This is a genomic window from Bradyrhizobium sp. WSM4872, assembly GCF_055811715.1.
Genome location: NZ_JBVVPT010000027.1, coordinates 104,112 through 110,494 on the forward strand (window position 1 = coordinate 104,112; position 6,383 = coordinate 110,494).

The following is a 6,383-nucleotide window of genomic DNA, read 5'->3' on the forward strand; positions in this document are numbered from 1 at the left end:
TGTCTTGACCACAATCAGCGCTTGGTGATCACCGCCTCCAGATATTCGCTGTGCACGACCACCGTGCCGTCATCGGCATGATTGAACTCACCGAGCAGGGTCATGAGATCGTGCCGCAGCGCGGCCTGGGCGGTCTCATCGAGCGCCGCGAAGGCCTTCAGCATCGGGCCATAATAGGATTTGAAGACGTCGAGCCAGTGGTCGGGCGAGCGATAGCGGAACACGAACATGCGCGGCTCGGCTGCGATCTCCGAGGCCGCGCCGCCGAACATTTCCTCAAGTCGAGCCTGCGTGCCCCACAGCGCCGGCGACTTCACACCGGCCGGCGGAGGCAAATGCTTGCCGATGATCTTGAACAGTTGGCCGATGAAGCCCTGTGGAGTCCAGTTGGCAAGGCCGATCTTGCCGCCGGATTTGCACACCCGCGCGAGCTCGGAGGCCGCCTGGTCCTGGTCGGGCGTGAACATCACTCCGAAGGTCGAGAGCACGACATCGTAGCTCGCATCGGCAAAGGGGAGCGCTTCGGCGTCCGCTTCGCGAAATTCGACCGTTAGATGGTCCGCCGCCGCCCGCTCCTGTCCACGCTCGAGCAGCGCTGGCACGTAATCGGTGGATGTAACGTCGCACCAGCGTCGTGCGGCGGCCAGCGTCGCATTGCCATTGCCGGCGGCGACGTCCAGCACCTTGCTGCCAGCGCGTAAATCCAAGGCCTCACAAAGCTGCTCGCCGACGATCTGCAAGGTGGTGCCGACGATGGCATAGTCGCCGGACGACCACGCAACGTGCTGGCGCTGCTTCAGGGCAGCAAGGTCGGGTTGGGCGGCGGCCGGCTTGAGAGCTGTGGATGTCGACATGGCAATCTCCTGCGGTTGAAAACGCCGGGACGATAGGGCGCATGTGGCCTTCTGGCCTTGAGACCGGCGTTATTTTAGGCTGAGAGCACCTTGATTTCCGGGTGTGGACCGGGGCGCAGCGTGGCGCATCGATTTGAGGATTTCGTGCTTGATCCCGAGCGGCGCGAGCTGCGGCGGTCGGGTGCGCTCGTCTCCCTTGAGCCCCAGGTGTTCGACCTCCTCCTCTATCTGGTCCGCAACCGCGAACGCGTGGTGACGCGGGACAATCTGCTCGATGCGATTTGGAACGGACGCGTCGTCTCGGAATCGACACTGACCAGCCGGATCAACGCTGCGCGGCGCGCGGTCAACGACACTGGCGAGCAGCAGCGGTTGATCCGCACCATTGCGCGCAAGGGCGTGCGGTTCGTCGGCGATGTGACTGAACTCACCGAGGCGACAAAGCCGGCTGCTGCGATCAAGCCGGCTGCTCCGACACCGGCGGGCTTGCCGCTGCCCGATCGTCCCGCGATCGCCGTCCTGCCCTTCACCAATATGAGCGGCGAGGCCGAGCAGGATTATTTTTCCGATGGCATCAGCGAGGACATCATCACTGCGCTGTCCAGGTTGCGTTGGTTCTTCGTCATCGCGCGCAACTCCTCCTTCATCTACAAGGGCCGTACGGTTCACCTGCGGCAGGTCGCTGAGGAGCTCGGCGTGCGTTATGTCGTGGAGGGCAGCGTTCGCAAGGAGGGCGACCGCGTCCGCATCACCGCGCAGCTCAACGACACCGCCACCGGCAGCCATCTCTGGGCCGAACGCTACGACCGCAAGCTCGCCGATGTCTTCGCCGTGCAGGACGAGATCACCGAACAGATCGTCGCCGCGATCGAGCCGCAGCTCTACGCTGCGGAAAATTTTCGCGCCCAGCGCAAGGCGCCCGAGAGCATGGATGCTTGGGATCTGCTGATGCGCGCGCTCTCCCACTATTGGCGCGTGACACGGCAGGACCACCTGGTCGCACAGGCCCTGCTCGAAAAGGCCATCGCACTAGACCCCAACTACGGCAAGGCGCTCGGACTGCTCGGCACCAGCTACATGTTCACGGCGCATATGGGCTGGATGGATATGACCGCGGCAATGCCGGCCGCCGAGCGTGCGGCGCGGGCCGCGATTCGCGCCGACGACGAGGATGCCTGGGCCCATAATGCGCTCGGCCATGTCGATCTGTTCGCGCGGCGATTCGACGATTCGCTTGCCGAATTCGAGACCGCGCTGCGGCTCAATCCAAACTTTGCGCTAGCGCAGGGCTATTATGGCCTGGCGCTGGGCTATTGCGGGCGCTGGCAGGATGCCGACGAGGCCGCGCGCCGCGCCATCCGTCTCAGTCCGCGCGACCCCTATGCCCCCGTCTATTTCGGCATCGCCGCCTATGCCCGTTTTCTTGGCGGCGACGACGAGGAGGCCATCCGGCTCGCCCAGGAGGCCTTGCGCCAGCGTAGCGACTTCGTCGGCGCGCACCGGGTACTGACTGCGGCCGCCGGCATGGCGGGTCACGGCGAGATTGCCCGTGCGGCGCTGAAGGAACTCTGCCGCGCCCAGCCGAACGTCTCGCTCGCCTGGATCGCAGAGTTCATGCCGATCAAGCTCGCCCCCGACCGCGAGCGCTATCTGGAAGGTTTTCGCCGGGCTGGCCTGACTTGAGCCGCAAGAGAGCCGCTATCCCCTCGAATCAACAATGATGTTAAGCTTATGCCGCTTGGGGGAGCATGCGGCGTGACGGGTTCGAGACGCCGCCCGTATTTTCCCGGTCAGGCAGTCAGCTCTTGAGGCGTAACGCGCGGCATGATTCGTATCTCGACGATCTTCATCGCCATCTGCATGGTCCTGGTCGCCGCCTCGCTCGGGCTCGTGCTCTACGCGGTCGCCGGCATCAGCGGAACCGAATCCGCGATCGTGGCGCTGACGGCGCTGACCTTCCTGATCCTCTACAATGCAGTGTCGATGCGGTTGCGCGACCGCAACGACGTCGGCGGCCAGATCGCCGACCTTTCGCGCGGCACCGCAGATCTCGCCCGCCAGGTCGCCGAGTTCGGCCGCCGGCTTGCCACGATCGAAGCACGCATCGCCTCCTCCAATTCGACCAACTCAGACCGCATTCAATCGGTGATCGGCGAGATCAACGAACTCGGCGGATTGGTGAGGCAGCTCGCCACCACCGTGTCGGCCCACGAGGATCTGATGGCCGGCAACGCGCCGGTGCCGGCCCCAGCTCCGGTCGCAAGGCAGGAGCCGGACGCGCCGCTCGACCTGATGGCCCCGTTCGAAGAGGAGCGGCCGGCTGCCCCTCCCCCGGCGCCCGCGCCGCCGCCGCGGCTGGCAACACCGGCGATCCAGACCCAGACCGCCACTCCGGTTCAGACGGCAAACGGCCGCAACCAGACCCAATTGCTGGCGACGCTCCGCAACGCGATCGACGAGAACCGCATCGACATCTTCCTCCAGCCGATGGTGACGCTGCCGCAGCGCAAGGTCCGCTTCTACGAGGCCGTGACGCGCCTGCGCGACGAGCGCGACCAACTGGTGGCGGCCGAGGAGTTCATCAGCATCGCGGAGGCCTCCGGCCTGATCGGGCGCATCGACAACATGGTGATGCTGCGCTGCGTGCAGGTGCTGCGACGCCTGATGGTACGCAACAAGGAGGTCGGCGTATTCTGCAACGTCGCAGCTTCCACGCTCGGGAATTCCACGACCTTCGCGCAATACCTCGATTTCCTCGAAGCCAATCGGGCGCTGGCGCCCTCGCTGGTGCTGGAATTCAAGCAATCGACCTTCCGCAATCTCGGTCCGGTCGAGACTGAGAATCTCGCCGCGCTCGCCCAGCGCGGCTTCCGTTTCTCGATCGACCATGTCACCGATTTGCGTATCGAACCGCGCGAGCTCGCCGATCGCGGCGTGCGCTTCATCAAGGTGCCTGCCTCGCTCCTGCTCGACCCCAGGCAGGCTTCGGCCTCGGACATCCACCCGTCCGACCTCTCCGACCTGCTCGGCCGCTTCGGCATCGACCTGATCGCCGAGCGCATCGAGGGCGAGCGCGCCGTGATCGACCTGCTCGACTATGACGTGCGGTTCGGCCAGGGGTTCCTGTTCGCGCCGCCCCGGCCATTGCGGCCAGAGGGGTCATCTGCTACCGCCGCGCCGAACCAGGACACTCAGGGATCCAATGGCTCCGGCATACCCAGCTCAGGCGCGACGTCGGCTGCGTCTGCGCCACAGCGCGTCACCGGCAACGCCGCGCTCGCGCGCCGCATCTGATCGGCCGCACGCATCATGACCACGCTGCATTTCGCCGAAAGCCTGCGTGAACTCGTGGCGGGCGTGGACGTCGTGCTCAGCGACATCTGGGGCGTGGTCCATAACGGTCTCGAAGCCTTCCCCGAAGCCTGCGAGGCACTGCACACCTATCGCAGCCGCGGCGGTACGGTGATCCTGATCACCAACGCGCCGCGCCCGGCCGACTCCGTGCAGCGGCAGTTGCGCAAGCTAGGCGTCGCCGACGAGACCTATGACGCGATCGTGTCGTCAGGCGACCTGACGCGGCTCTATGTCGCCGACCATCCCGGCCGCAAGATGTTCTGGCTCGGCCCCGAGCGCGACAACTCGATCTATCGCGGCCTCGATGCGGTGACCGCGCCGCTGGAGGAGGCGGATTACATCGTCTGCACCGGCCTCTATGACGACGAGACCGAGACGGCGGAAGACTATCGCGGCATGATGCTGAAGGCGCGCGAGCGCAAGCTGACGCTGGTTTGTGCCAACCCCGACATCGTGGTGGAACGCGGCGACCGGCTGATCTATTGCGCCGGCGCGATCGCGGAGCTCTATCGCGAGCTCGGCGGCGAGGTGATCTTCTACGGCAAGCCGCACCGGCCGATCTATGAGCGCGCGATGGCGCTCGCCGGCGAACGCCAGGGCCACCAGATCGACCGTAAAAAGGTGCTCGCGATCGGCGATTCCGTCCGGACCGACCTCACCGGCGCGCGCGCGTTCGGCATCGATTGTCTGTTCGTGACCCGCGGCATCCATGCCGAGGAGTTCGAGGGTCTCGACCAGCTCGACCCGGCTTCGGTGCTGGAATTGTTCGGCCATCCCCCGAAGGCGCTGATGCGCGAACTGAAGTGGTAGCGAGTTGATCCTCATTCCCGGTTGATATGGGGCGTCGATTCCGGAACGTCGAACCCGACGCAGAAAGCCCGGGACAATCGCCCGGGCCTTCCGAATTCAACCGATGGCTTCGATCGCGCCTTACGCGCTCGCCATGTCCGGGAAGACCGCCTCGATCTTGGTCTTCAGCGTCGCCGCGTTGAACGGCTTGACGATGTAGTTGTTCACCCCGGCCTTCTTGGCCGCGATCACGTTCTCGGTTTTTGATTCGGCCGTGATCATGATGAAGGGCGTGGTGGCGAGGTTCGGATCCGCGCGCACTTCGCGCAGCAGGTCGTAACCCGTCATCGGCTCCATGTTCCAGTCGGAAATCACGAGCCCGTACTTCTTGCCGCGCATCTTGTTCAGCGCTGCCGAACCGTCGCTTGCATCATCGATATTCTCGAAGCCAAGCTGCTTCAGGAGGTTCCTGATGATACGGATCATGGTGCTGTAGTCGTCAACCACCAGAACCGACATCGACAAATCAACCGCCATCTCGACTCCCCCAACGCAAACCCAGGAAATATTACGATCGGACCTGCCGGGCCGGAGCCCCGCGGTTCCATGCCCAAGGACTAGCACCAAGGCGTTAAACAGCGCGTTAACTGGCAACGCCCCCGGTGGACTGAAATCGCTTTCGATGCGGCCGCCCCCTCCCGCTTGACTTCATCCGGCCCGTCGCGCCACGGTCCCGGCCGGTCCCGCCGGTTCGAGATTCCCCTGATGGCTCCGCATTTTACCATTATCCGCGACACCACGCCGGACTCCGCCATTGCAAGGGGGGCCGTGGTCGCCATGGGCAATTTCGACGGCGTTCATCTCGGCCATCGCGCCGTGATCGCTGCAGCCCTGGAAATGGGCCGGCTACATGGCCGCCCTGCGCTGGCATTGACCTTCGAGCCGCATCCGCGCCGGTTTTTCAGCCCCAACACCCCGCAATTCCGCCTGACGGACGAGCGTGCCAAGCTGCGGCTTCTGGCCGGCACCGGGCTTGACGGCGCCGTGGTCATGACCTTCGACAAGTCCCGCGCCGGGACCAGCGCGCAAGACTTCATTCACCATGACCTGATCGGGCGGCTGGGCATCGGGGGAATCGCCGTCGGCTACGACTTCCACTTCGGCAAGGGTCGGGTCGGCTCGCCGAGCCTCCTCGTCAGCGAGGCGCCCCGGCTCGGCATCGAGGTCGACGTGCAGCCGCATGTCGATATCGACGAGCGGCCGGTCTCGTCCAGCGCGCTCCGGCGCGCGCGCGCCGCAGGGCCACGCGCGGCCGGGCCGGTGTTGCGGGTGAGGCCGAACAGCGCGCCGCGCACGCGCGGATTCCAGTACGGCGCGCCCATGCCG

The 6,383-nt window shown here is 65.4% G+C and carries 5 protein-coding genes and 1 pseudogene; 4 read left to right on the top strand and 2 right to left on the bottom strand.

The genetic code is table 11. The features are described 5' to 3' along the window. Window positions 1-14 precede the first annotated feature (14 nt). Complete coding sequence (locus tag AC0L3C_RS28340) at window positions 15-854, bottom strand: class I SAM-dependent methyltransferase (protein WP_473262570.1); 840 nt, start codon at window positions 852-854, stop codon at window positions 15-17. 120 nt (window positions 855-974) lie between these two features. Between AC0L3C_RS28340 and AC0L3C_RS28345 the strand changes: the two genes are divergently transcribed. From AC0L3C_RS28345 to AC0L3C_RS28355, 3 genes are all read left to right on the top strand, one after another. Next, window positions 975-2,537: a winged helix-turn-helix domain-containing protein gene (locus AC0L3C_RS28345; RefSeq protein ID WP_473409554.1), complete on the top strand. Its 1,563-nt coding sequence runs from the start codon at window positions 975-977 to the stop codon at window positions 2,535-2,537. A gap of 141 nt (window positions 2,538-2,678) precedes the next feature. Next, window positions 2,679-4,148, top strand: a complete 1,470-nt coding sequence (locus tag AC0L3C_RS28350; RefSeq protein ID WP_473409555.1) for an EAL domain-containing protein — start codon at window positions 2,679-2,681, stop codon at window positions 4,146-4,148. Between the two features lie 15 nt (window positions 4,149-4,163). Further along, window positions 4,164-5,018, top strand: a complete 855-nt coding sequence (locus AC0L3C_RS28355) for a TIGR01459 family HAD-type hydrolase (RefSeq protein ID WP_473262567.1) — start codon at window positions 4,164-4,166, stop codon at window positions 5,016-5,018. A gap of 120 nt (window positions 5,019-5,138) precedes the next feature. Here the strand turns inward: AC0L3C_RS28355 and AC0L3C_RS28360 are convergent, their stop codons facing one another. Then, entirely contained in the window at window positions 5,139-5,534 is a 396-nt protein-coding gene (locus AC0L3C_RS28360; RefSeq protein ID WP_007596883.1) for a response regulator, read from the bottom strand. 228 nt (window positions 5,535-5,762) lie between these two features. Here AC0L3C_RS28360 and AC0L3C_RS28365 point away from each other — a divergent pair. After that, a pseudogene (locus tag AC0L3C_RS28365) lies at window positions 5,763-6,383 on the top strand (hypothetical protein); the annotation flags it as partial.